The organism is Methylovirgula sp. 4M-Z18, from assembly GCF_037890675.1.
In the GTDB taxonomy this organism is placed as follows: domain Bacteria; phylum Pseudomonadota; class Alphaproteobacteria; order Rhizobiales; family Beijerinckiaceae; genus 4M-Z18.
In genome coordinates this window covers 3,727,359-3,750,513 of sequence record NZ_CP149574.1, presented here as the reverse complement: position 1 = coordinate 3,750,513, position 23,155 = coordinate 3,727,359, and the positions used below count along the sequence as shown (strand labels likewise).

Genomic DNA, 23,155 nt, shown 5'->3' with positions numbered 1-23,155 from the left:
ATGATGAGTTCTCAGGAAGACGCCGTCCACATTCTGGTCGTTGACGACGACCCACGCATTCGTCAGATGCTGACCCGCTATTTCGAGCAAGAAGGATACCGGGTCAGTATCGCGGGAGACGGCGTGGCGATGCGTGCGCAGTTGAATGACACTGTCGACGTGATTCTGCTTGATGTCGTCATGCCGGGCGAGGACGGCGTGACGCTCGCGCGCGAGATCCGGGCCAACTCGGATGTCGGGATCATCATGTTGACGGGCCGTGACGATGTGCTCGATCGCGTCGTCGGATTGGAAGTCGGCGCGGACGATTACATCGCCAAGCCTTTTCACTTGCGCGAGGTGATGGCGCGGGTCAAGAGCGTGGTGCGCCGGCGAAGCCGGCGGCCAGATCCGCCCACACGCGTTCCGGCAGTCGGCCCCGACGATGAGGTCATTCGCTTCGACGGCTGGCGGCTCGACACCGGGCGCCGGCAGCTCGTGTCGCCCCACGGCGATGATGTCGTGCTCACCACCGGCGAGTTCGATCTCTTGGCGGCGCTTATCAAACATCCGGGGCGCGTCTTCGGCCGTGAGACGTTGATGGATTTGACCCGTGGACGCGAGTGGGATGCCTTCGACCGGACGATCGATGCGCAGGTGGCCAGGCTCAGAAAGAAAATCGAAATCGATCCGAAAAAACCGGCTCTGGTCAAATCAGTCCGTGGCGTCGGCTATGTCTTTACCGGGAAAATCGATCGATAGTTTCGGCGCCCTCGATTGCGCTGGCACAAAGCGCCTTTTCGATTTCGGTTTCGCTTGCCAGAGCGGGGATGAAGAGCCCATGATCGCGACAAGCAATGTTTTCGCCTCTGAGGCGACTTGTCCAGGTTTCTGCATTCATCGCCCAAAATCGAATCCCCAAGCAAGCCGATCGGCTACATTTGGAGCGCAGGAAATTCATCAGCGCGGCCCCCACGCCCATCCTGTCCGCGGCGCTACCGATCACAAAGAACGGCACATCAAGCACACGGCCTTCGGTTGGGTCATGTCGAACGGCGTAGATGCAGAGGCCTTTGACATAGGCTTTTGCATTGAGCGCGACGACGATCCGCTCTCTTTCGTCGGCGTCACAAGGAATGTTGGACAATCCGCAGGCCTGACAGAATTGTCGCCACTCGAGCTGCTGCAAGCTCGGCGCAACGGCCTTGGCTAAAGGATAAGCCCTGTCGACCGTTCGCGGGCTGATGCATTCGATCGCGTAGCTCTCATACATTTTAGTCGTCCAGCAGAATAATCGCCCATCAGTTCTCGGCGCGCTCAAAAAGAGAATTTTCGCGGCCGTCGGTCGCGGTGCGCAAAGTCCTTTATCGGTTCCAATGCTTCTGCCCGAGCCCGGCGACCGACAAGCATTGCCAGCATTGGCAAGCTCATCGAAATCATAAGATAAGAGGTAATGAATAATGTGGACGCCATGACCAGGTCTCCCCTTCATCTTATGTCATCTTCGTGCCGAGGGCGGTCTCACGCGTTGCGATAGATCATCCGCGTCCTAATTTTCCTTTTCCAGAAATGAATCAAATTCTGACGCACGGCTTGGCGGAGGTCTCAGCGAAGACTGGATCTCCTTATGCGACAATAAAGCGTCGGTGCCGGAGGCAAGAAAAGTGCCGAATGGTCGGCACTTCTGCTTTTTCGTCGCGCGGCAGATCCTCGTTCAGGGCGTGGGTAGGGACGTTATGTCCGTCGTCTGCTCACGCAGAACGCGTAGCTCGTACCAGAGCGCGTTGAGGATGCCGACGGTGGCGGCAAGACCGAGTCCGAGAATCCAAGAAAAATACCACATCGTTGATTTCCTTTTTCAGTACGCGGAATGGCCGGCGTCGCGGACATCCTGTTCGCTCACGCGGCCCCACAACACCCGATAGACCCAAGCCGTGTAGACAAGAACGATCGGCAGGAAGAGTGCTGTCGCCAGCAGCATGTTCCGCAACGTTGCGCGGCTCGATGAAGCGTCGAACACCGCGAGCGAATGACCCGGGGTTGTGCTCGACGGCAGGATGATCGGGAACATAGCAAGTCCGACCGTCGCGATGATACAGGCGATAGCGAGTTGCGAGGCGAGGAAGGTCAATCCGGCCTTGCGCGCCCGGAAGCCCAAGGCGGCGAGGAGTGGCGACGTCACGCCGAGCAAGGGAACGAGCCACAAAAGCGGCGTCTGGTTGAAGTTGTGGAGCGAGCTCGCGGCGTTCTGGACGACGGTCTTGCCGATTGGATTCGAAGGACCGTCCCAGATGATGGCGCTCGTCACTTGGTAGCCGCCAAGCCAGCCGAGAGATACGAAGATGCCGCCGAGCGCAAACAGCAGCGCCGCGGCTATAGCGGCCTTGGGGCCGATCGCGGCCGCGCGCTCGGCAACCGCGCCCTCGGCCTTGAAGGCGAGCCATGCCGCACCATGCATGACCAGCATCGCCACCGACACCAGGCCGCAGAAAATGGCGAGCGGGTTGAGCAGGCCGAACAGATTTCCTTCATAGATCGGGCGCAGGTCGCTGGTGAAATGGAACGGTACGCCTTGCAGGACATTGCCGACTGCCACGCCAAAAATCAGCGCCGGCACTGCGCTGCCGATGAACAGCGCCCAATCCCAGTTGTCGCGCCAGCGCTTGCTCTCGCGCTTGGAGCGGTATTTGAACGCGACCGGCCTTAAGATCAGCGCGAACAAGACCAGGAACATCGCAAGGTAGAAGCCGGAAAAACTCAGCGCATAGAGCGCCGGCCACGCGGCGAAGATCGCGCCGCCGCCGAGAATGAACCAGACCTGGTTGCCCTCCCAAACCGGCCCCACCGTATTGATAGCGACACGGCGCTCACCGTCGGTCTTGGCCACAAAGGGCAGCAGCGCACCAACGCCCATGTCGAAACCGTCGGTCACGGCAAAACCGATCAGGAGCACGCCGAGCAGCACCCACCAGATCAGCCGCAGCGTGGCATAGTCGAAAAGAAAGTCGATCATGTTCCTGTTTCCTTGATCCGAATGTTCACTCGGCGGGAGCGAGCGAGACGCTTTGTTGGGGCTTGACGTATTCGCTTTCAGGCCCGTGCCCGATCGCGGCCAGCATGAGCTTGATTTCGATGACGGCGAGCGTGCCATAGACCAATGTGAAACCGAGGATCGTCGTGATGAGATCTCCGACGCCGAGTTCGGAGGTTGCAAGGAAGGTCGGCAACACGCCCTCGATGATCCAGGGCTGGCGGCCGAATTCCGCAACGAACCAGCCGAACTCGATGGCGATCCAAGGCAAGGGCAGGGCGAGCAGAGCCAGGCGGAAGAGCCAGCGCGGCGCGGGGGTCTCGCGCATCGTGTGCCAAAGCGAGATCAGGAACACCGCAAGAAGCACAAAGCCGCATAGAACCATCACGCGGAAGGTGAGGAAGATCGCCGGCACAGTAGGCACCGTGTCCCATGCCGCCTGCTTGATCTGCTCGTCGGTCGCCTGGCGCGGATCGGCGATGTAACGCTTCAGCAGGAGCGCGTAGCCGAGATCAGCGCGGGCACCGTCAAAGCGCGTCCGCGCTTCGGTATTGGTCCGATCGGCCTTCAACGTTTCGAGGGCGTCATAAGCGACGAGGCCGGCACGGATGCGGTTCTCGGCTTTGCTAACCAGTTCGAAGACGCCGGGAATTTGCCGATCCAGCGAACGCGTAGCGATCAGTCCCATGACCCACGGGATGCGAACCGCGAAATGCGTGGTCTTGTCTTGCATGTCCGGCATGCCGATGGCGGTGAAGGATGCGGGCGCCGATTCGGTTTCCCACATTGCCTCCATGGCTGCGAGCTTCATTTTCTGGTTGTCGGTGATCTCGTATCCGCTCTCGTCGCCGAGCACGATGACGGAAAGCGTGGACGCGACGCCGAACGCGGCGGCAATCACGAAGGAGCGCTTGGCAAGCTCGACATAGCGGCCGCGCAGCATATAGAAGGCGGAAACACCGAGCACGAAAGTCGCGCCGCAGACATAGCCGGCCGAGACGGTGTGGACGAACTTTGCCTGCGCGACCGGGTTGAGCAGCACGGCGACGAAATCAGTCACCTCCATGCGCATCGTATCGGGATTGAACGCGGAACCGACCGGGTTCTGCATCCAGCCATTGGCGATCAGGATCCACAACGCCGAGAAATTGGTGCCGAGCGCCATCAGCCACGTGGTGGCGAGATGCGCGCGCGGCGACAACCGATCCCAACCGAAGAAGAACAGGCCGACGAACGTCGCCTCCAGGAAGAAGGCCATCAGCCCTTCGATCGCCAGCGGCGCGCCGAACACGTCACCGACATAATGGGAGTAATAGGCCCAGTTCATGCCAAACTGGAATTCCATGGTGATGCCGGTGGCGACACCGAGGGCAAAGTTGATGCCGAACAGGAGCCCCCAGAACTTGGTCATGTCGCGCCAGATGGGGCGTTTGGTCATCACGTAAACCGTTTCCATCATCGCAATGAGGATAGACAGACCGAGCGTGAGCGGCACGAACAGAAAATGGTACATCGCGGTCAGCGCGAATTGCAGCCGCGACAGTTCAACAAGCAATGGATCGGGCATAGACAGCTCCCTTTGGCTATCGGCGGTATAGGCTCCCGCATGTGCGAACTCTTTGATCCAGGTCAAAACGCAACGATCCCGGCCATGGCAGAACGCGGTCATGGACGAGATCGCCCTCAAACCTCACGCCGCTGCGCGGGCGGCTCGCACATTGGTTCACGCGCGGGCGGCCGGTGCGCAAGGCATGCGGGCGACGCTGACATGGCATTTGGTGCGCACCGCGTTCCGGCTGTCGTTCGCGGCTTCACTTGCGGTACTGGCGGGCCAGATGATCGAAACCGGCGTCTTTTCGATCCCGGCCGCCACGGTTTGCGTTGTTGCCCTTTTCTTATCCGCAGTCGCGGGTCTCTTGGGCGAGCGCAGGCAAGCGATCGAGGAAGCCGGTGTCGCGGAAGCCGTCCACGCTGAGGCGCTGCGCAGCCTGGAGGCGATGCCTGCCCGCACGGCCCAGGCGTTGCCGGCTGGCGCGCTGATCGCCGGCCTGCAACGGCATCCTGACGCGATCGCGGCACTCGTTGTCGGTCATCGGGTTGCGGCCTTGATGCTGGGTATCGGCCCTCTGCTCATCGCGGCGACCGTTGTCGCCGTTTCATGGCAGGCTGCACTTGCACTGCTGCTTGCCACGCCAATCATGATTGTGTTTTTCGCATTGGTCGGCGGTACGATTCACACGCGCGCCGCCGACCAGCAGAAAGCATTCGGCCAACTAGCTGCCCAGTTTGAGGATCGCATCCGCACATTGCCGACGATTCTTTCAGCCCATGGGTTCCACCGCGAGCGGGAGAAGCTTGTGGTGCGTATGGCGGCCTATGCCACCAGCACGATGGCCGTGCTCAAAGTGGCATTCCTGAATGCGGGCATCATCGACTTCTTTGCTTCATTATCCATCGCCGTGCTCGCCGTGTTTCTCGGGTTGGGCCATCTCAAACTGGTTCACATTTCCGGCTTTTCCGACATGCACCTATGGCAAAGCCTGTTCGTCCTGATGCTCGCGCCGGAGTTCTTCTCTCCCTTTCGACGCTATGCCGAACAATATCATGTCCAAGCAGAGGGCCGTGCCGCTGCGGCGGCGATGGACGATTTTCTGATGGGGCGGGGCGCGCCGGATTCGATTGGGCCTTCGTTGGATCATATGGGCGCCGACCTTCGCTTGCCGTCGAAGGGATTGGTCGCGATCGTGGGAGAAAGTGGATCGGGGAAATCGACGCTCTTGCGGCGATTGGCGGGCATCGAACCGTTATGCGAGTCAGGTGTGCCGGAACCGGGACCGAGCCCTGAAACCGGCGTCGATTGGATTTCTACCGAGATCTACGTTCCAGCCGGCACACTTGCACATGCACTCGCCTGGAACCGGCTTCGACCCTGCCCAACGAAACTCATGCTGGCTGCCAGTCGCGTCGGGCTGTTGGATGACATCCTGTTGCCCGGTGGGCTCGAGGCCCTCGTCAAGGCTGGCGGGGAAAATCTGTCCGGCGGACAGCGTCTGCGGATCGGTATTGCCCGCGCGCTGCTCTCCGATCGCCCCGTCTTCGCCGACGAGCCGACCGCCAAGCTCGACCCGTTCAATGCGGCTCGCGTGCGCATGGCCTTGTCCGATTGTGCGCGCCAGCGGCTGGTCGTGGTGGCCACGCATGATCCTGCGCTGCGCGCATTGGCCGGATCTGTCTTGGATCTCGATGAGCAGATCGTCAGCCCGCTGGAGCTCGTCCTATGAGCCTATTCACTTTCGGCAATCCCGATCGAAACGCCGAAATAGCCGATAAATCGGTCTCATGGTGGCGGCTCACTGCACTGCTTGCCGTCGCGGCGCTATTCGCAGGCATTCTGCTCACTGGTGTTTCGATTTGGTTTCTCGGCGCAGTGGCGCTGGCCGGTGCGGGCGGCGCCGCCTACACGTTCAATTTCCATATTCCCGCAGCGCTGGTGCGACTGTTCGCCTTGACCCGGACCGCTGCGAAATACGGTGAGCGCCTCGCAGGCCACAAGGCGGCCTTGCTCGATCAGGTATCGCGCCGTGCCGCGCTGTTTTCCGCAATGGCGGCCGCGCCGAAGGTGCGCAGTGCGAGTTGGCAACTCGGCGATCAGGATCGCCTCGCCGACTTCATCGACGATGTCGAGGATGTAGACTATGCCAAACTGCGGATCGATCTTCCAGTGATGGCATTTGCCTGCGGCCTCGCCGTGCTCGTCGCGGCGACGCTTGTCGTCGCGCCGCTTGCACTGGTCACAATCCTTCCGGCCTTGCTGATTGAGGTCGCCTGCGCGCGTCGATCTTTCCCGCGCGCGACGAATTCTTGGCATGCGGTGCGGCAGATACGGCGCATTGCCGCGGGTCGGCTCGGAGCCGGTCTCGCCGCTGCCGTTCCGCTGCGCGCGGAACACGCCTGGGCGGCCGCGCTGAAGGCCTCGTTCGCAGGCTTTTCGGAAGCTGGCGACGAGATCCTTCGGCTCCGGCGTCAGGGGGCCAATTTTGATTTCGTTGTCAGCTTCATCGGACCCGTGGCGGCCTTCAGCGTTTTAGCCGCGGCCTGGCTGGATGGCCATCGCATGCAGGCTTTGCTTCCAACCGCTTTTGTTGCTTTCGCATGGTTGGCTTTGGGGGAGGCGGGGCAAGGCGCCTCACGCATTCTCCTCGCACGCATCAAGCAAGACGCCGCCAGCAAGGCGTTGCACGCATGGACGGGCGGGCCACACACCACCGTTGCGATTGGCCGTCCTACACCGTCGCGTCTGCGCAAACTGGAAATCGTCAAGCTGCAACGCTGCGCGCCGGACGGCCGCCCGCTCTTTGGCAAAGTGGATCTCGTGCTGCAAGCTGGACAGCCGATTGTCCTGAGCGGTCCGAGCGGCTGCGGCAAGACGTCCTTCTTGAAACAAGTCGCCGGATGGCTGGCTGCGGACGGAAGCGGAGAGGTGCTCGGCGACGGCGCCGCGCTGCCGCCATCTGCGCGTCAACGGCTTGTACACCTGAGCCTGCACGACGCGGCCATTCTGTCCGACACCGTCCGCGAGAACCTGTTCGCGCCGGCGGCGAGCGATGCTGAATGCTGGGAAGCGCTCGATGCGGTCGAGCTGAGCGGGCGGGTCCGCGCGGCGGGCGGGCTTGACGGATGGATTACCCAGAGCTCTCTATCGTTGGGCGAGGCGCAGCGGCTGAACCTCGCGCGCGCTTTTCTGAGCCCGCTTCCGGTGATTCTGCTCGACGAACCCGGTGAACACATGGATGCTGAACAGGCATGCCGCGTCGTCGAGCGGCTATTAATCCACCTGCAGGATCGCATTCTGCTGGCGTCAAGCCATGGGATTTCCCATGCATGGCGCGGGGCGCGGGCGTTCCGATTCGAGAGTTGAGCCATCTTTTTTCTTCGCTATCGCCCCTTCGCGGAGGGTTTGCATCCGGCGCGGACTGATGTTTGAGTCCCGCTGATGCCTTGCCGTGGAAAAATGTCATGAACGAAAAACCGGATCTTGGCGCACTTTTCGGTGCGCCCGCGGAAACACGCACCTTTCTTGGACTGCCAGCCTGCTCCGATCTCGACACGCTCGCCGCGCCGATCGCGGTGATCGGCGCCCCTTGCGCGACGCCTTATGCGTCTGTCGGCGCCTATTGCCGTCATGCGCCGGATGCGCTGCGGCGTGTCACCGCTTCGCTGGCCGCCAATATCGATCGCCATGACTTCGACAGTGGAGGGGCCGTCTTTCCGGCTGCGCATCTGATGGCCGCGGATTGCGGCAACCTTCCTTTCGACGAGGCCGATCCGGCCGGCAACCGCGATGTCATCCGCGCCGCCGTGGCAACGGTCCTTGCCCGCAATGCGGTACCGGTCCTGCTTGGCGGCGATGATTCCATTCCGATCCCGATGATCGATGCGCTCGCGCATGCGGGAGATCATCGGAAATACACGATCTTGCAGATTGATGCGCATATCGACTGGCGCGAGATCCATATGGGCGAGCGGCTGGGCCTTTCCTCGACGATGCGCCGCGCATCCGAGATGCCCCACATCGAGCGCATCGTCCAGGTCGGGGCGCGAGGGATTGGATCGGCAGCGACCGCCGATTATGAGGACGCCTTGGCATGGGGTGTCAAATTCGTGCCGGCTTACGACCTCCATAAGAGGGGGATCGAGGCTGCACTCGACCTCATCCCGGACGGAAGCCAGATTGTCCTCTGCGTCGATGCGGACGCACTCGATCCCGCTTTGATCCCGGGCGTGATTGGGCGAGCGCCGGGCGGGCTGACCTATTATCAGGTCGTCGATCTCATCAAGGGAGCGGCTGGGCGGGGACGGATCGCCGCCGCCGACTTCGTGGAGTTCATGCCGGAACGGGATATCGACGACATCGGCGCTTTGACTCTCGCCCGGCTCATTACGACCACGCTCGGTGTCCTCGCCCGTCAGGCTGACCGACGATAGGGGACGGGCGCCAACGGTTGATCGTGCGCTCACGAACGCGCGCAGACGCGCGTTTTTGTCAATGCTTGAGTTCCGAAAACATATGGCGCGCAGGCTGGCATGCCAGTTTTGCGGGCGATAGAGTGTGCAGATCGTGCCCTTAAGCGGCTTGAACAATTGCAGAAACCAGAAAAGAGCCCATGAGCGCATCCAGCCTGAGCACTTCGTCGGCCGTTGACGACTCCGGTGGTGCGGATGCGCGGGAAAGGCGCCAGCGTCGTTTCGGCATCTTGCTCGTGTGCGGCACGATGGTCGGCTTTTCATGCATGGACACCTCGGCAAAATGGTTGAACCATGTGATCCCGACTGTCGAAGTGATCTGGGCGCGCTATGCGGTCGCGCTGGTCTTGTCGCTCATCGTCGCCAATCCTGTGCGCTCGCCGGCATTATTGGTCAGCCGCCGTCCAGGCCTGCAGCTTCTGCGGTCGTTGCTGATGTTGTTGTCGACGGCGCTGAATTTCTTTGCCTTGCGCTATTTGCAATTGACCGAAACGACGGCGATCAATTTCTCGCTGCCGCTTCTCGTGGCGCTTCTCGCGGGGCCCATCCTCGGCGAGAAGGTTGGGCGACACCAGATCACCGCCATTGCCATTGGTTTCGCCGGTGTTCTCGTGGTCGTGCGGCCGGGGATCGGGGCCATGCATCCCGCCGCCATTCTCTCGATCCTGGGTGTTTTCGCTTACGCCGGTTATGTCATGATGACGCGTCTTTGCGCCCGCTATGACCCCGCGCACACGACGATGATCTATTCCACCTTTGCCGGCGTCGTGCTGACCTCGCCGTTGCTCTACTGGTTTTGGCAAACGCCGCCCGATGCGACCACGATCGCCCTCATGCTGTTCATGGGGTTCGGCGCCATTGTTGCGCATCTTCTCTTGATCTGGGCGCACGAACGCGCGCCAGCCTCGGTGCTGGCGCCGTTCTTCTACACGCAGATTGTTTGGATGGGCCTGTTGGGTTACCTGGTTTTCGGCGACCTGCCCGATGGCATGTCGCTCTTAGGAGCGGCGATCGTCATAGCTTCCGGCCTCTACCTTTGGTCTCGGGAGCGTGCGTCTGCGTCGTGAGGCACTGGCGGCGCACAATTGCCACACAAAATACCGCCTGTGCGGGAAAGTCGGATCGCACTTTAGGGAATGCAAGCCTCGCTCGTCGGCTGCGGCCGGTGCCATCGCGTGACTAGAGCCGAGCAACGCTGCCGGATCGCTATCTCTCAGATAAAAGCTGCTGCACACCGAGAGAGTCCACCAGCCTGTGCTGGCGCGACTAATCGGTTCGCTCCTATTCGCACTGCAAAAATTCCAGGCGCCGCTTCGCTGCCGGTTCGTGATGCTTTGGCCATGCCGCCACAAAGTCGCCCGATTCCTCTGGACTTATTTAATAGGCGTAAAAGCTCATATTGGGTGAGGTTTTTCAGAGATCTGTCTTTAGACTCAGAAGTTTTTCATTCTCGACAGATTGCACGGGGAGCGACAGGGCAGCTGACACAACGTTGGGGAGAATGGTATGCTTTTGACATCCAACACGAAGACCGACGCGCCAGACTCGCCCTCCGGACGTCGGACATGGCCCATTCGCCTCGCTTCGTGCAATTCGTCCCGGCCAAGAAATAGCTTGCCTTACGTTTGCGGCGCTTCGGCTCTGAATGCGGCCATCTGTGAAGGGCATCGCGGCACGCTTTTCCGCAGCGCTTGATATGTCGCCAAAGTCACTCGAGACATTTTCAGGAACGGATATGATGGCCGGCGAGTCACAGGCACTAGCATTAGCTGCAGAATTGTTGACGCAAGATTGGCGTGCGCGGCTTTTCCCTTACGCGGCCTGCATCCAAATGGCGGTCACGCTGATCGAAGCGATATTGAACGCAGAACTCAACCACCATATGGAATATGAGGCCAGGGCGAGAAGAAAGAACACCAGAAACGGCCACTGGAAGCGGAGCATATGGAGCGACGTCGGCGAGAAAGTCGTTATTCGCATGCCGCGAGATCGCGCAGGCCGATTTGAACCGTTGCTGCTGCCTCTCAATCGGCAGCATTTTTATGGCTTCACCGACCGTATCCTGACGACATATGCCCATGGCCGCCATGTTGCCGAGTTCGACGAAATCATCTCTGACTTGTACGATTTTCAATTGCCTCGGGATTTGGCGCCGCGCGTCATCGATGCGGTTCTGAGTGTCATCCGCGATTGGCAGAATCGACCTTTGGCGCCGCTCTATTCCATCATGTTGTTCGGCATATTCCCGACGACGACGCGGGAGCGGGAATTGACAAGAACGCGGCCGGTCCATTTCGGCTTGGGCTTTCAGCCTGACGGATCAAGCGATCTGCTCGGGCTCTGGGTCAATGATCCTTCGGACGACGATTTATGGACGCAAGTGACGACAGATCTCACCGCGCGCGGAGCGGCGCAGATCTCCCTTGTCGTGACCGATGAGGTGCAAGATGTGCTGCCGCGTCCACACCTCGCGTTTGATGTGTCGGGATACCGGCAGTGCGAGGTCCGCCAAGTTTGCCGTTTCAGTGATCTGAAGCGGAAGCGCAAACCAACCGAGCCGTTGATGTATCGCCAATATAATCCAGTGTAAAAATAGATATTCGGCGCTCTCGGCTTCGTCCCACCGTCCTGGATCTTGCCGCGAGGCAATGAAATGCTCCGCCTGCTGCGTCCGCCGCCATTTTTCTGATATATTTTGTTCTTCCTTTATGGAGGCTGTTTTTGCCAAGCGGCAAGGGCCGTGGGGCCATGTCGCACGACGGTCTTCCGCTATGGAAACATGTGCGATACATTCTCCCGCTACGTAATCACAATGTCACACAAAGTTCACGGAGCGCTTCTAGCTTCCGCGCATCTTTGGTCTCCGGGCACGGTTGGATGCAATCTTCCTCATTCGACTTAGGCGTCGTCGGCGCGGGCATCTGCGGTCTTGCGCATGCCTTGGCGGCCGCGCGCAAGGGGAAGCGTGTCGTGGTCATCGACCGTGATGCGCAGGCGAACGGGGCCTCGATCCGCAACTTTGGCTTTATCACGGTCACCGGACAGCAAAGCGGCGCGTGTTGGCAGCGCGCCATGCGGTCGCGCGACATATGGCTCGAAGTCGCTTCGGCGGCACATATTCCGGTGTTGCAGCGCGGCCTCCTGACCATCGCGCGCCGGCACGAGGCGCTTGACGTGCTGGAGGCATTTGCCGCGACCGACATGGGGGCCGATTGCCGGCTTTTGCAGGCCCATCAGATCGCAGCCTATGGCGATGGATTGCTGACCGAACACTTCGCGGGCGCCCTCTATAGCCCGCACGAAATCCGGGTCGAGTCGCGCGAAGCGATTCCCCAACTTGCGGCCTATCTTGCCGAGCACCATGGCGTGACATTCTTGCGCGAAACGGCGGTCCACAGTGCCTCCCCGCCAAAGCTCGAGACGAGCCGCGGAACCATCCACGCCGATGCGATCGTCGTGTGTCCGGGCGACGATTTCCGCACCCTGCACCCCGACCGGATCGCCGCTTACGGCTTGCAGCGTTGCCTCCTGCACATGTTGCGGGTCAAGCCGCCGCAAGTCGATGAAAACATGCCGGCCGTCATGTCCGATCTCGGCCTCATCCGTTATCTCGGCTATGCGGAGCTTCCGGCGGCAAAGGCGCTTCGGCAGAAACTGTTGGCCGAACAGGGCGAACATATCCGGCAGGGCGTTCATCTCATCGTCGTGCGCAGCGCCGATGGATCTTTCGTGGTGGGAGATTCCCATCATTATGCGCCGACGCCACCGCCTTTCGCGCCGAGCTTTGTCGACGATCTCATTCTCGACGAATATGCCCGCGTCTTTCATGGGCCGGCGCCGCAAGTTCTCGAGCGCTGGACGGGCACCTATGCATCGGCCGATGACCGTCTGATGCTGATAGATCGGCCGGCGGAAGATTTAAGAATTGTCATCATCACCAGCGGCACTGGCGCAAGCACATCCTTTGCCATAGCGGAAGAAGTCATCGCGGAGCTTTTCGATTAGGATGTGCTCTCATCCGCCGTCATGGCGCATTTTCGCGGATCGTTGATTGCTAACCGGAAAGTCGAGCGGCTTTTTTGGAAGATGCTCTAAGAGGGGAATCTCATGACGAATCTCAAGGCCGTCATTTTCGATTGGGCAGGGACGCTGGTCGATTATGGGTCGCTGGCGCCGATGGGGGCCTTTGTTGAAACCTTCGCCGAGTTTGGAGTCAGCATCAGCATCGAGGAGGCGCGCGGCCCGATGGGCATGGCCAAGCGTCCACATATCGCTGCGATCATGGCGTTGCCGCGTGTAAGCGAAGCGTGGCGCGCAAAGCACGGCGCATCGCCGACGGAACAAGACATCGATGCGATCTATCAGGTCTTCGTGCCGAAAAATATTGCCGTTGCCGCACGCTTCGCCACATTGATTCCCGGCGCCGCAAAGGTCGTGCAGACGATCCGCGACGGTGGTCTCAAAATCGGCTCGACCACCGGCTATACGCGCGAAATCATGGCGGAGATCCTGCCTGTGGCAGCGGCGCAAGGCCTCAAGGTGGATTGCCTTGCCTGCACCGGCGATACGGCGCAGGGCCGGCCCTCGCCATTGATGCTCTATAAAAATCTGCTCGATCTCGAGATTTGGCCGGCCTCCGCTGTCGTGAAGGTCGATGACACCGAGGTCGGGATCCGTGAAGGCCTGAACGGCGGTGCCTGGTCGGTTGGCGTCTCCTTGAGCGGCAACGCGTTTGGCTTGTCGCTACAGGAGGCCGAACGTCTTGCACCGGAAGAATTTTCGCGCCGGAAGACTGCGGCCGAACAAAAGCTTTTGTCGGCGGGCGCCCACTACGTGATTGGCACCATCGCTGAACTGCTTCCGGTCCTGGCCCATATCGACGGGCGTGTCGCGCGCGGCGAAAAACCGTGAGTGGGCAAGCGTTCGATGTGAGTGAAGGCGACGTCAACCTGTCGCCTTTGCGGGCAGATTGGCGTCAGCAACTGGATGATGAGACACGCCGCATACTCGATGCGGACGCGGCGGCGTTTCTGCACCAGTCGCTGTCCACGCCGTGCCTCGATGTCATCGAGTCGGCGCAAGGCGCGACACTCGTCGATACGCAGGGGCGGCGGATCCTCGATTTTCATGGCAATAGTGTGCATCAGCTCGGCCATGGCCATCCCGAAATCGTCGCCGCTATCAAGGCGCAACTCGACATATTGCCCTTCTGCCCGCGCCGCTACACCAACAGGACCGCCATCGCGCTGGCGCAGAAGCTCGGTGCTCTGGCGCAGGGCGATTTGTCCAAGGTGCTCTTTGCACCGAGCGGCGCCGCGGCAATCAGCATGGCGCTGAAACTTGCCCGCGTCGCAACGGGCCGGCACAAGACGCTGTCCATGTGGGACGCGTTTCACGGCGCCAATCTCGATACGATTTCGGTCGGCGGCGAAGCTTTGTTCCGCCGCGATCTCGGCCCCATGATGCCGGGCACCGAACACCTGCCGCCGCTGCATCTGGCAGCACGGTTTTTCGGCGCCGACCGGCCGTTCGAGCGCTTTGCCGATTACATCGACTACGTGCTCGGCGTGCAGGGGGACGTGGCGGCGCTTCTCGCCGAACCGATGCGCTGGACGACCGTGGAGCCACCGCCGACCGGTTTCTGGGCGAGCGTCCGCGCGTCCTGTACGCGGCACGGCACATTGCTGATTTTCGACGAAATCCCCGCCTGTCTGGCGCGGACGGGAACCATGTTTGCAACCGAGCAGACCGGAGCCGTGCCGGATATTCTGGTGATCGGCAAAGGATTGGGCGGCGGCATCATGCCGATGGCGGCAATCATCGCCGACAAGGCGCTTGATTGTGCGCCGCACACCGCCCTAGGTCATTATACCCATGAAAAGAGCCCTGTCGGCTGCGCAGCTGCATTGGCGACCATCGAGGTCATCGAGCGCGAAAATCTCGTTGCGCGGGCGGGCGAGTTGGGCTTACGTGGAATGTCGCTGCTCAACGTTCTGAAGGCGCGGCACACATGCGTTGCCGACGTGCGCAATCTCGGATGTTATTTCGGCGTCGAAATCTGCAGCGCGAAAGGCGAGAGCGCCAATGCGCTGGCCGACAGGGTTCTTTATGCCGCATTGGCACGGGGGCTCAGCTTCAAGGTCGGAGGCGGGAATGTGGTAACTCTGTGCCCGCCGCTTACGATTGCGCACGATGAGTTCGACCAGGCTTTTACGATTTTTGATGCAGCGCTGACCGATGCGACGGCCTGACCTTAGGGCTGAGGCCGCCCTCCAATAATTGTCACATCATGTTCATACCGGTTTTCTAACGAGGTGTGCCACAAACATAATGAGGGTCGAGGAAATGAAAAAGCTCTTTGCCGCACTCATCCTTTCAACCGCCGCTTTCGTGTCGCCCGCCTTCGCGGATTCCGGTGTCGTCACCATCTATTCGGCTGATGGTCTGCACGACGGCAAGGGCAGCTGGTTCGAAACCCAGTTCGATGCCTTCACCAAAGCGACCGGCATCAAAGTCCAGTATATCGAGGCAGGCTCGGGCGGCGTTGTCGAGCGGGTTGCCAAGGAGAAGTCCAATCCGCAGGCCGATGTGCTTGTCACGTTGCCGCCCTTCATTCAGCGCGCCGAAGCAGATGGCTTGTTGCAATCTTTCAAGCCGGAGGCGGCATCGGTCATCGACGGCGGCAACGAGCATTATCAGCCGCTCGTGAACAACTATATGAACTTCATCTATAACGCCTCCGTGCTGAAGGACGCGCCGAAGAATTATGCGGATCTGCTCGACGCCAGCTTCAAGGGCAAGATTCAGTATTCGACTCCCGGCCAGGCCGGCGACGGCACTGCCGTGATGCTGCAAATTATTCACGCCTTCGGCGGCAAGGATGCCGGTTTCGACTTTTTGAAGAAGCTGCAGGAGAACAACGTCGGCCCGTCCGCGTCCACCGGCAAATTGACGGCGCTCGTCAATAAGTCCGAACTCTATGTGGCCAATGGCGATCTGCAGATGAACCTGTCGCAGATGGCGGACAATCCCAACATCCGCGTCTTCTGGCCGGCCGGCCCCAATGGCGAGCGCTCAACCTTCGCGTTGCCCTACTATGTTGGCCTTGTTGCTGGTGCGCCTGACAGCGAGAACGGCAAGAAACTGATCGAGTTCCTGCTCAGCAAGGAAGCGCAGACGACGGTTTCGTCGGTTGCGGTCGGCGAACCGGTGCGCAAGGACGTTACGCCGACCGACGCCAATTACACGAAACTGCATGACGCACTGAAAGGCGTGACGATCTGGTCGCCGAATTGGGCGCAGGTGCTCAAGGATCTGCCCGATGATGTCGCACGGTGGCGCCAAGTCACCGGAAGCTAAGATGTCCGTCACTTCGGCCGCCTCTTTGGGCATGGCGCGTGCCGCTTCGGCTGAGATGCAGCAGAATGCGGGGTCGAGCGTATCGTTCGATCAAGTGTGTGTTGCCTACAAGGGCGTCGTGGTGCTAAAGCCGCTGACCCTGAATGTGGCCGCGGGCGAAATTCTCGCCCTCATCGGCCCTTCTGGGTCGGGCAAGACGACCGCATTGCGTGCGGTCGCGGGTTTTGTGCGCCCCGTCAGCGGGCGCATCATGATCGGCGCGACAGACGTGACCGATCTACCCCCTTACGAGCGGGGGCTTGGCATGGTCGTCCAGAACTATGCACTTTTTCCGCATATGCGGGTCGAGGACAATGTCGCCTTTGGGCTGCGGGCGCGCGGTGCCGACAAGGCTCTGATTGCCGACCGCGTCACCGAAGCGTTGCGCGTCGTCGGCATGTCGGCTTATGTCGGCCGCTATCCGCGCGAATTGTCGGGTGGCCAGCAGCAGCGCATTGCCATCGCCCGCGCGCTGGCGGTGCGGCCAAAAGTGTTGCTGCTCGACGAACCGCTCTCTGCACTCGACGCGCAGATCCGACGTTCGATGGTGGAGGAAATCGCCAGTCTTCACCGCAACATGCCCGATCTTACTATCCTCTATGTGACGCATGATCAGAGCGAGGCGCTCACCCTTGCCGACAAGATCGCGATCATGAAAGATGGGATGCTGTCGGCGCATGGGGCAACGAATGAGCTCTATCGCCATCCGCCCAATCGATTTGCGGCGGAATTCCTTGGTCGCGCGAATCTGCTGCCGGTCACGCCATCGGACCCGGGCACGACCGGGGGCTATGCCAGTGTCACCCTCGGCTCGTCGCGGCTCCTCGCACCCGCCAAAGCCGATCTGCCGCGCAACAAGTGCCTGCTGTGCGTGCGCCCGCAAAACGTCACCTTGACGCCGGAGAGCGCTAGCACCAATCGTTTGTCCGGCAATTTGACCGACATTCATTGGCAGGGTGAGCTCACCCATCTGGTGCTCGAGATCGCCGGCACAGCGTTTCGTGTCGTGACCACCCGCGCGCCGGCCAATCTGCAGATCGGCAGGCCGGTCGATCTGTTCTTCGCCCATGACGATTCAAGCCTGATCGCGGAAGACGAGCATGGCTAATGCGTCGGTTTCCGCAGCGCGGCCGAGGGCCTTCAATCCCGGTGCTCTCTGGATCATTCCGCCGGCGCTGCTGCTGACGCTGTTCTTCCTCTATCCGCTGGCGCTCATCATCCACACGGCTGTCACCGATGATGCTGGCGCCTTGGCCTTGAGCCAAATCTGGCAGGTGCTGCAGTCGCGTTATTTTCTGAACGCGCTGCTCAATACGGTCGAAATCGCAGTCGCAGCGACGGTTTGCTGCGTCCTTCTGGCTTTTGTGATCGCCCTCATTCTGGCCTTCGTGCCCTTCCCCGGTGCAAGTTTTGTCGCGCATGTGATCGACACGTTCATTGCGTTGCCGACCTTTTTGGTGACGCTGGCCTTTACCTTTCTCTACGGATCGGCCGGTCTGCTGAACGTGTCTCTCATGCACGGCTTCCATCTCGCGCTGCCGCCGGTCAATTTCCTTTATTCCGCTTGGGGCGTGATCTTGGCCGAGGTCACCGTTTACACTCCCTTTGTCTTGCGCCCGCTGCTTGCCTCCTTCTCGCTGATCGACCGCAGCCAGATCGAAGTCGCCAGCATCCTCGGCGCCCGCCCCGCCCGGATCATTCGTCAGATCATCCTGCCCGCGGCGATGCCGGCGATCATGGCGGGCGGCAGTCTGTGCTTGCTGCTGGCGGTGAACGAATTCGGCATCGTTCTGTTCATCGGGGCCAAAGGCGTCATCACGCTGCCGCTTCTCATTTACGACAAGGCGATCCAGGAATCCGAATATACGGTCGCCTGTATCATCGCCGTGATCAACGTGGCTCTGTCGCTGGGGCTTTTCGGCCTCTACCGGGCAACAGCCTGGCGGTTGGGAGGCTGAATGCTGATCTGGTCGCCCTTTGCGCGTCGCGCGGTCTGGACCTTCGCCGCAGTCCTATTGGGGCTGCTTTTCCTCGCGCCGCTCGCTGTCATTCTCGCCGCCAGTTTCGCGCAGCAATGGAATGACATTCTGCCGTCCGGTTTCACGCTTGAGCATTACGCCGGCATGATATCCGGTGCAGCCGGCGATGCGGTCTGGGCGAGCCTGGTTACCGGCTTGATTGCGAGTTTCGTGGCGCTCGTCAGCGGGACTTGGGCGGCGCTGGCTCTGCGCCTGTACAGCGCCCCGTTGCAACAGCTCATCGGCCTGTTGTTTTTCATTCCCAGCGCCGTGCCGTCGGTCTCCGTGGGCTTGGGCTTGCTGGTCGCCTTCAGCCAGAAGCCGCTTCTGCTCAATGGCACGACGGCAATCGTGTTGATCGCGCATTTCGTTCTGATATCGGCCTTCACCTTCGGCAACGTTTCCGCCGGCCTGTCGCGGCTCTCGCCCGATTATGAGCAGGTCGCATCGGCCCTCGGTGCGCGGCCGGCCTATTGCCTGTGGCATGTCACGCTGCCGCTGATCGCCCCTTATCTCGTGGCCGCTTTTGGTCTTAGCGTGGCCTTGTCGATGGGCGAGCTCGGCGCGACGGTGATGGTCTATCCGCCCGGTTGGGTCACCCTGCCGGTCGCGATCTTCGGCTTGACCGATCGCGGCGACATTTTCTCCGGCGCCGCGCTCACCATGTTCCTCATTCTGACGACATTGGCTTTGCTGGTCGGCTTGGGCCGTTTGCCGCTGAAAGTGGCGGCGCAAAGGTAGGCCGCCAGGGCCTTCCTAGATCTGATAAATCGTCGAGGCTTCCTGCTGCCGCAACGTGGCATGGATTTCCACTTGCCGCAGCAAGCGGTCGAGGTCTTCGCGGTCGATGTCGAAGGCTTCGCCGAGATCGTCCAATGCGGCGTCAATGTCCTGCGGCAGAAAGTTGACCGGCTGCGGCGCCCGCGGCTTCGGGACATGCGGGTAGGAATGGCCGGAAAATCGATGAAACAACCAGCCGAGCAGGACCAGAACGATCGAGTTGAAGGCGACGGGCACGAGCGCGAATAAAAATCCGGCACCGAGCACTTGAGGACCGCCGATGATGGCGGTGAGCGCTGCTGCGCCGCCCGGCGGATGCAGACAGCGCGTGAGCGACATGGCGGCGATGGCGAGTGCGACGCCGCAGCCGATCGCCCACATCGGGTCATGTACGAATTGGGCGACCAGAATGCCGGCGAGGGCCGAGATCGTGTTGCCGCCGATGATGGACCAGGGCTGCGCCAAGGGGCTCGCGGGCACGGCAAACAGCAGGACCGACGAAGCGCCGATCGGCGCGACGATGAGCGGCAAATGCGGATCGCGGCCGGCAAGCAGGCTGCACGAGAGCCCGGTGAGACCGATGCCGAGCAGCGCGCCGACGCAGGCGATGGCCCGGTCGCGTAATCTCGTTCCGGGCAGGATGGGCTTGAAGAGTTTCAGGGGCAATTGACGACGTTCCAGGCGAATGCGGGCCGCAGGTCAATCGCACAATCGTTGTCTTTTGTGATCCGCCATAATGAGCAGGACTGATGCGCAGGATGCGGCCCAGCGAACTCCGGGTGACGCTCACGCCCACGCGTCCGCGTGCGGAGTAGAGCAGGGGTGTCGCCTTGGATCACGATTATCCTCAGATTGGATGGAGAGCATTGACGGGTCAGTATATCGCGGGGCGATATATATCAAGATTGTTTTTGTGCTACAGGCTCTATCGGTGACCGTCGGGGAGTAGGATGTCAGAAGCGGCAAGACCATTGAGCGATATCGATTACCGTACCCTCGCCGAATTTCGTTATGCCTTGCGTAAATTTCTGGCGTTCAGCGAGGCGGCGGCAAAATCCGTCGGTCTGACGGCGCAACAACATCAGGCGCTTCTGGCCTTGCGCGGCTTTGCAAAACCAGGTGCCTGCTCGATTGGGGATCTCGCCGAACGCCTCATGATCCGCCATCACAGCACTGTGGAATTGGTGGACCGGCTGGAGAAGCTTTGGCTTGTGGAACGCCATGCGGATGCGGCAGATGGGCGCAAGATTCTGGTCCATATCACCCCGGCCGGCGAGGCGCGGCTGCAGGAATTGTCCGCGATCCACTTGGAGGAACTGCGGGCCGTCGGGCCGTCCCTTGCGGCCATGCTGCAGACGCTTGTGTGATCGAAAAGCGCCCACGCAAATATCCTTCAAATTGGGCGGGAAGCGCTCTATCACATAGTCTGCCGGGCGAGCTTATTTGAAGGCCTGTTTCCTGAAGCGCTCTTCGTTGGGGGTGCGGTGCTGCCAGTGCCGCCGCTCGAGTTCGGGGACAATGTGGTCTTCGGCCGGATAGCCGACGCAGAGATAGCCGATCAATGTCCATGAGGACGGGACGCCAAAGGTCTCGGTGATGGCGGCGGGGTCGACGATCGAGATCCAGCCCATGCCGATGCCGCGTGCCCGGGCCGCAAGCCAGAACGTGTGAATAGAACACACGGTCGAGTACCGCAGCATCTCGGGCATGGTTTGGCGGCCAAGACCATTCCCCTGCGGGCAGGATTCTTCGCAAAACACCGCAAATTGTACGGGTGCAGCGTCAATGCCTTCGAGTTTCAGGCGGGCGTAAAGCGCCGCCTGGTCGCCATCGTAGATTTTCGCGGCGGCGTTATTGGCTTCCGTGAAGGCGGCCTTGACCTTGGCCCGCAGATCCGGCTGCGAAACATTGATCCATCGCCAGGGCTGGCTGTTGCCGACCGAGGGGGCAAGATCGGCGAGCGCCAGGCAATCGGCAATCACCTCAGGCGGAATCGGGTCTGTCCGGAAGTGGCGCACGTCGCGCCGCCAGGCAATCAGGTCCGAGAAGATGGTGCGAAAATCATCCCCGAAAATCGGGCTTTCGCCACTTGATTGACCTGTCATCTCATATTCTTCTCATTTTTCGGCCTGTTGAGCCGCTCCCCATCGAGCCCTGGTACAGCAAACCCAGGGGCGGCGCCAGTATACTTAAATTTGCGTTCGCGCCGTTGCGCGATTGCCCTATAAATGGTTCACCGCCATCCCGGTTCCAAATCCAGACGCTCTATGGCCTATCTCAACTCTCCCCTTTCGGTGCGCTCGCTCCTGGTTTGCGGCGGTGCACGCTCCGGCAAGAGCGCCTATGCCCAACATCTTGCCGAAACGTCGGGTCTCAAGCCGATTTATATCGCGACAGCGCGGATTTGGGACGACGAAATGGGACAGCGTGTCGCGCAGCATCGCGCCGACCGGGATGCGCGGTGGACGACGGTGGAAGAGCCGCTGGCCTTGACACGGACGATCCGGACACAGGCAGATCCGGATCGAATTTTGTTGGTCGACTGCCTCACTTTGTGGCTCACCAATGTCATGCTGGAGGGTGGGCCCGTACCGGAGGCTTGCGAAACCCTTGCCAGCACTTGCGCCGAACTCGCCGGCCCCGTCATTTTCGTATCCAATGAAGTTGGCCACGGCATTGTGCCCGACAATGCCCTGGCGCGTGACTTTCGTGACGCGCAGGGGCGATTGAATCAGGCCATGGCGCAGGCTTGCGAGGGGGTCATCTGGGTCGCCGCCGGGATACCGCAGGTCGTAAAACCGGCTCCACCGCCCGCCATCCGATTTAGGGTTTAGGAATCGGCCGATTTCGGCTACAGCACCCCGTCGCCGTTCACAGCATTAGGGATCCTTATGAGCGCCTCCGGCCTTACCTTCGCCACCCTCCGTTCGCTTCTCGCCAAAATTCCAAACGCTGATGCGACCGCCGCGGGAATCGTGCGCGAGCGCGATCAGAATCTGACCAAGCCGCCAGGTTCGCTGGGGCGCTTGGAGCAGATTGCCGAATGGCTGGCGGCCTGGCAGGGGAAGGCGCGCCCGACCGTCGACCATCCGCAGACCCTTGTCTTTGCCGGCAATCACGGCGTGACGGCCAAGGGCGTGTCACCCTATCCCGCTTCGGTGACCGGAGCCATGGTCGCGAATTTCGCTGGCGGCGGCGCGGCGATCAACCAGATCTGCAAGACCAATGGCATCGCGCTCAATGTCATCGACCTTTCGGCGCAGCCAACCCAGGATTTTACCGAAGTCGCGGCCATGAGCGAAGCTGAATGCTGCGACGCCTTTGCCACCGGCATGAATGCCTTGGCCAAGGAAAGCGACCTGTTGACCCTCGGTGAAATGGGCATCGGCAACACGACGGCCGCAGCGGCGATTTACTATGCTCTGTTCGGCGGCACCGCAGCCGATTGGGTCGGGCGCGGGACCGGCGTCGATGAGGCCGGTTTGCAACGCAAGATCGCCGCGGTCGAGGCTGCGGTGACATTGCATCACGCCGCGCGACAGGATCCGTTGGCGGTGCTCGCCGCATTGGGCGGTCGGGAGATTGCGGCGATGGCCGGCGCGATTCTGGCGGCGCGCTTGGCCCGTGTGCCGGTGATCCTGGACGGCTATGTCGTCTGCGCCGCTGCGGCCGTGCTGCATGCGCTCGATGCGAGCGCGCTCGATCATTGCATCGCAGGTCACGTGTCGGCCGAGGGGGGGCATCGCAAAGTTCTCGCGATCTTCGGCAAGAAGCCGCTGCTCGATCTCGACATGCGGCTAGGCGAGGGGTCCGGCGGTGCTCTGGCTGTCGGCATCGTCAAAGTGGCGGCCGCTTGCCACACGGGCATGGCCACTTTCGCCGAAGCCGGCGTGGCCAATAAGGAGTAATACGTAAAGGTCCGACG

General features: G+C 61.0%; 21 protein-coding genes and 1 pseudogene. 16 read left to right on the top strand and 6 right to left on the bottom strand.

Annotated elements, in window-relative coordinates; genetic code table 11:
- Positions 1-741, top strand: a complete 741-nt coding sequence (locus V9T28_RS17320; protein WP_116400273.1) for a response regulator — start codon at positions 1-3, stop codon at positions 739-741.
- Here the strand turns inward: V9T28_RS17320 and V9T28_RS17315 are convergent.
- From V9T28_RS17315 to V9T28_RS17300, 4 genes are all read right to left on the bottom strand, one after another.
- Positions 719-1,252 (bottom strand): hypothetical protein, encoded by a 534-nt coding sequence (locus tag V9T28_RS17315; protein ID WP_116400272.1) that lies wholly within the window; start codon positions 1,250-1,252, stop codon positions 719-721. The two genes, V9T28_RS17320 and V9T28_RS17315, sit on opposite strands and share 23 nt — an antisense overlap.
- Before the next feature lie 441 nt (positions 1,253-1,693).
- Positions 1,694-1,822: a cytochrome bd-I oxidase subunit CydX gene (gene cydX / locus V9T28_RS17310; RefSeq protein WP_116400271.1), complete on the bottom strand. Its 129-nt coding sequence runs from the start codon at positions 1,820-1,822 to the stop codon at positions 1,694-1,696.
- Between the two features lie 15 nt (positions 1,823-1,837).
- Positions 1,838-2,992, bottom strand: coding sequence for a cytochrome d ubiquinol oxidase subunit II (cydB, locus tag V9T28_RS17305; protein WP_116400270.1), 1,155 nt, complete (start codon positions 2,990-2,992; stop codon positions 1,838-1,840).
- Between the two features lie 25 nt (positions 2,993-3,017).
- Positions 3,018-4,577, bottom strand: a complete 1,560-nt coding sequence (locus V9T28_RS17300; RefSeq protein ID WP_116400337.1) for a cytochrome ubiquinol oxidase subunit I — start codon at positions 4,575-4,577, stop codon at positions 3,018-3,020.
- Between the two features lie 100 nt (positions 4,578-4,677).
- On the opposite strand from V9T28_RS17300, the gene V9T28_RS17295 reads away from it, so the two are divergent.
- From V9T28_RS17295 to V9T28_RS17240, 12 genes are all read left to right on the top strand, one after another.
- Complete coding sequence (locus V9T28_RS17295) at positions 4,678-6,291, top strand: ATP-binding cassette domain-containing protein (protein WP_116400269.1); 1,614 nt, start codon at positions 4,678-4,680, stop codon at positions 6,289-6,291.
- Positions 6,288-7,928 (top strand): ATP-binding cassette domain-containing protein, encoded by a 1,641-nt coding sequence (locus V9T28_RS17290; RefSeq protein WP_116400268.1) that lies wholly within the window; start codon positions 6,288-6,290, stop codon positions 7,926-7,928. Before V9T28_RS17295 ends, V9T28_RS17290 begins: the two co-directional genes overlap by 4 nt.
- Positions 7,929-8,026: 98 nt before the next feature.
- Positions 8,027-8,995 carry an arginase family protein gene (locus V9T28_RS17285; protein WP_116400267.1) on the top strand — a complete coding sequence of 323 codons (969 nt, stop codon included), beginning with the start codon at positions 8,027-8,029 and terminating at the stop codon, positions 8,993-8,995.
- A 179-nt stretch (positions 8,996-9,174) separates the two neighbouring features.
- The gene (locus V9T28_RS17280; RefSeq protein ID WP_116400266.1) at positions 9,175-10,101 is read left to right on the top strand and encodes a DMT family transporter; all 927 of its coding nucleotides are present in this window, start codon (positions 9,175-9,177) and stop codon (positions 10,099-10,101) included.
- Between the two features lie 590 nt (positions 10,102-10,691).
- The gene (locus V9T28_RS17275; RefSeq protein WP_158554762.1) at positions 10,692-11,624 is read left to right on the top strand and encodes a transposase; all 933 of its coding nucleotides are present in this window, start codon (positions 10,692-10,694) and stop codon (positions 11,622-11,624) included.
- Between the two features lie 287 nt (positions 11,625-11,911).
- The gene (locus V9T28_RS17270; RefSeq protein WP_116400264.1) at positions 11,912-13,039 is read left to right on the top strand and encodes a TIGR03364 family FAD-dependent oxidoreductase; all 1,128 of its coding nucleotides are present in this window, start codon (positions 11,912-11,914) and stop codon (positions 13,037-13,039) included.
- A gap of 102 nt (positions 13,040-13,141) precedes the next feature.
- Positions 13,142-13,945 carry a phosphonoacetaldehyde hydrolase gene (gene phnX, locus V9T28_RS17265; RefSeq protein WP_116400263.1) on the top strand — a complete coding sequence of 268 codons (804 nt, stop codon included), beginning with the start codon at positions 13,142-13,144 and terminating at the stop codon, positions 13,943-13,945.
- A complete protein-coding gene (pbfA, locus tag V9T28_RS17260; protein ID WP_116400262.1) occupies positions 13,942-15,285 on the top strand; it encodes a (R)-1-hydroxy-2-aminoethylphosphonate ammonia-lyase in 1,344 nt (447 codons plus the stop codon). The genes phnX and pbfA overlap by 4 nt, the downstream gene beginning before the upstream one ends.
- Before the next feature lie 94 nt (positions 15,286-15,379).
- On the top strand, positions 15,380-16,393 hold the full coding sequence (locus V9T28_RS17255) for a 2-aminoethylphosphonate ABC transporter substrate-binding protein (RefSeq protein WP_199500069.1): 1,014 nt from the start codon (positions 15,380-15,382) through the stop codon (positions 16,391-16,393).
- Between the two features lies 1 nt (position 16,394).
- Positions 16,395-17,540, top strand: coding sequence for an ABC transporter ATP-binding protein (locus V9T28_RS17250; RefSeq protein WP_245424045.1), 1,146 nt, complete (start codon positions 16,395-16,397; stop codon positions 17,538-17,540).
- The gene (locus V9T28_RS17245; RefSeq protein ID WP_116400259.1) at positions 17,533-18,390 is read left to right on the top strand and encodes a 2-aminoethylphosphonate ABC transporter permease subunit; all 858 of its coding nucleotides are present in this window, start codon (positions 17,533-17,535) and stop codon (positions 18,388-18,390) included. Before V9T28_RS17250 ends, V9T28_RS17245 begins: the two co-directional genes overlap by 8 nt.
- Positions 18,391-19,191 carry an ABC transporter permease subunit gene (locus V9T28_RS17240; protein WP_116400258.1) on the top strand — a complete coding sequence of 267 codons (801 nt, stop codon included), beginning with the start codon at positions 18,391-18,393 and terminating at the stop codon, positions 19,189-19,191.
- A gap of 48 nt (positions 19,192-19,239) precedes the next feature.
- Here the strand turns inward: V9T28_RS17240 and V9T28_RS17235 are convergent.
- Positions 19,240-19,896: pseudogene (locus V9T28_RS17235) on the bottom strand (HPP family protein); the annotation flags it as partial.
- Between the two features lie 284 nt (positions 19,897-20,180).
- Between V9T28_RS17235 and V9T28_RS17230 the strand changes: the two are divergent.
- Entirely contained in the window at positions 20,181-20,597 is a 417-nt protein-coding gene (locus V9T28_RS17230; protein WP_116400256.1) for a MarR family winged helix-turn-helix transcriptional regulator, read from the top strand.
- Positions 20,598-20,669: 72 nt separating this feature from the next.
- Here the strand turns inward: V9T28_RS17230 and bluB are convergent, their stop codons facing one another.
- Positions 20,670-21,335, bottom strand: a complete 666-nt coding sequence (bluB, locus tag V9T28_RS17225; protein ID WP_116400255.1) for a 5,6-dimethylbenzimidazole synthase — start codon at positions 21,333-21,335, stop codon at positions 20,670-20,672.
- A gap of 162 nt (positions 21,336-21,497) precedes the next feature.
- On the opposite strand from bluB, the gene cobU reads away from it, so the two are divergent.
- Complete coding sequence (gene cobU, locus V9T28_RS17220) at positions 21,498-22,064, top strand: bifunctional adenosylcobinamide kinase/adenosylcobinamide-phosphate guanylyltransferase (protein WP_199500067.1); 567 nt, start codon at positions 21,498-21,500, stop codon at positions 22,062-22,064.
- 57 nt (positions 22,065-22,121) lie between these two features.
- The gene (cobT, locus tag V9T28_RS17215; protein ID WP_116400254.1) at positions 22,122-23,138 is read left to right on the top strand and encodes a nicotinate-nucleotide--dimethylbenzimidazole phosphoribosyltransferase; all 1,017 of its coding nucleotides are present in this window, start codon (positions 22,122-22,124) and stop codon (positions 23,136-23,138) included.
- Positions 23,139-23,155 lie beyond the last annotated feature (17 nt).